This is a genomic window from uncultured Dialister sp., from assembly GCF_937959425.1.
Lineage (GTDB): Bacteria > Bacillota > Negativicutes > Veillonellales > Dialisteraceae > Dialister.
In genome coordinates this window covers 1-2,582 of sequence record NZ_CALGPS010000097.1, presented here as the reverse complement: position 1 = coordinate 2,582, position 2,582 = coordinate 1, and the positions used below count along the sequence as shown (strand labels likewise).

Sequence of the window (2,582 nt, the reverse complement as noted above, 5' to 3'; positions counted from 1 at the left end):
GATTCGTAGGGGAGCGGTAGCGACCTGAGAATCGTGTGAGACGCTTCCCTTTGGGCAAGTCCGGCGCAGCCGGATAAGGGGTGGCCGCGGCAGCGGCCAATTCCCGCCGACCGGTATTTACCAATAGATGAGACACTATCGGCGCTTACGGAGATTCTTCGCCTGCGGCTCAGAATGACTTGTCCGGCGGGAAGGTAAGAACGTAACGCTGACTTTATATTGCGCCCATAGGGCGCCTCCACAACCCTCGCCCGCAAAGCGGGCGTCAAACCTAAGAACCTTAAGAACTTTCGGGGCCAAAGGCCCCGTCAACCCTCCTTTTGGAACCCTTCCGGCAGGCCCCCTTTGGTGGCTGACGCCACCACCTTTCCCCCGCTAAAGCGGGGGCACTATGGGCGCTGAACAGTTTGCACATGATTCTAAAGGAAAGCATAGAGAGGCTTATTCTGTCCCCTGAATAGGGGAAAGTCCGGCGTAGCCGGATAAGGGGTGGCCGCGGCAGCGGCCAATTCAGCAGAATGGCAGGTGGGAAAAATGAAACGCAGCCAAAGCCGCTTGTACCCTTCCGGCAGGCTCCCTTTGGTGGCTGACGCCACCACCTTTCCCCCGCTAAAGCGGGGGAAAGGTGGGCGCTGAACAGTTTGCACATGATTCTAAAGGAAAGCATAGAGAGGTTTATTCTGCCCCCTGAATAGGGGGAAGTCTCGCCGGATAAGGGGTGGCCGCCGCAGGCGGCATATAAAACTTCATTGCCCGCAGGGCAATCCACCACCCTTGGGCCCATAGGGCCCATCAAACTTCAGAACCTTAAGAACCTTCGGGGCCAAAGGCCCCGTCAACCCTTTCCTTCTGAACCCGGGCCGCTCCGCGGCCCCTTCGGCCCTATCCACAGAATCCGCTCATTCCCCATTTCCCCCAGTCTGTGGGAGATGGAGAGGACGGTGCGCTTTTGAGAGGCCCGGGAGAGGGCGTCCAGGACTCTCTTTTCTGTGAGGGAGTCCAGGTGGGCATTCATTTCATCCAGAAGGAGGAGGGGCGGGGAGAAGATCATGGCCCGGGCGATGGCAAGAAGCTGGAGTTCCCCCTGGGAGAAGAGGCCTTCATGGAAGGGGGTAGAGAGCTTTTGGGGAAGGGCCATGCAGGTGTCATAGAGGCCGGCCATTTGGAGGGCGGGCCGGATTTTTTCGTCGGTGACGCGGTCATCGCCCAATGTGAGCTGGTCCCGCAGGGAGCCTTCCACCATGGGGATGGACTGGCTTACAAGGCCGAAGATTTCCCGGCGCTTTTCCGGCGGAAGGGACTGGGGATTTTGGCCGAATAGGGAGATGGTGCCCTTATCCGGCGGATAGAGGCCGCATATGAGTTTGAAAAGGGTGCTCTTGCCGCTGCCTGTGCGGCCGGCAATGGTGAGTTTCTCTCCCGCCTTCAGGGTGAGGGAGAAATCATTGAAAAGGGGATGGCCTTTATCATAGGCAAAGGAAAGATGGCGGATTTCCAGAGGAATGCTGTTTTCCTTTCCTGCCGGAGGGATTTCCATTTCCTTTTCCATCATGAATGCACGGATGCGGTGGGCGCCGGCCATGGCGGACTGGATGTTTTCGATTTCCATGCCCATGCTTTCCAGGGGGGAGAAAATCTTTCCCACGTAGGCAATGAGGGCGGCGGCGGTGCCGGCGGTCATGCCGAAGAGGGCGGCGGAGCCGGAAGCGGAGAGGATGCAGAGGAGGGCGATGATGAGGGCACTGGTGGTGATGATGATGGGAGAATAGATGGAATCGTAGAAATTGGTTTTCTCCATGGCCTTGAAGCTTTGGGAAATGGAGGTGCTGTACCGCTTTTTCATGAAGTCCTCGCAGCCCATGAGACGGATGGTGCGGATATTGGCGGCGGTTTCGGGAATGATTTCATTGGTGGACGCTACGGCCTGCCGGTTTTCCAGCTGGGCGGCCAGCATGCGTTTCCGGAAGGCACGGGTGAGGAGAAAGAGCAGGGGAAGGGCGATGAGGAGCAGGATGAAAAGGCCTCGGCTCAGGTAGAAAACGGCGCCCAGAATGGAAAGGACACGGAAGCTGTCGGCAGCCATGCTGATAATGCCGGAGTCAAAGAGATCTTCGATGGTGTCCACATCGTTCACAAAGAGGGAGGTGGTGCTTCCGCCATCCCGTTTGATGAAATAGGAAGCCGGCAGGCGGCAGAGCTTTTCCGCCATGGCAGACCGTATATGCTTCGTCACTGCCTGGCCGAAGATGGTAATAAAGGATTCCCTGGCTGCGTCGGAGAGCCCAGAAAGGGCGGTGAGGGCAAAATAGAGAATGCCGAAAAGGAGGAGGCCCCTGGCATCGATGGCCCCTATGGTAAGAGAGTCGATGGCCCGCTTGAGCACCAGCGGCGGGAGCACTCCAAGGATAAGGGAAACCAGAATCACCGCCAGAAGGGAGAGAGTAAGTCCGGGACGGGCGGATATGGCGGTGAAAATAATCCGCTTCAGACTGGCTTTTGATTCACGCATGGCGTTCTCCTTTGAAATAGTGGGATAGTGGGATAGTGAGCTAGTGAGCTGGTGAGCTGGTGGGGACTGGGGA

The 2,582-nt window shown here is 57.6% G+C and carries 1 protein-coding gene; it reads right to left on the bottom strand.

The window, feature by feature from the left end; translation table 11 throughout:
• Nucleotides 1-835: 835 nt before the first annotated feature.
• Complete coding sequence (locus tag Q0482_RS04035; protein WP_299143693.1) at nt 836-2,509, bottom strand: ABC transporter ATP-binding protein; 1,674 nt, start codon at nt 2,507-2,509, stop codon at nt 836-838.
• Between the last annotated feature and the right edge of the window lie 73 nt (nt 2,510-2,582).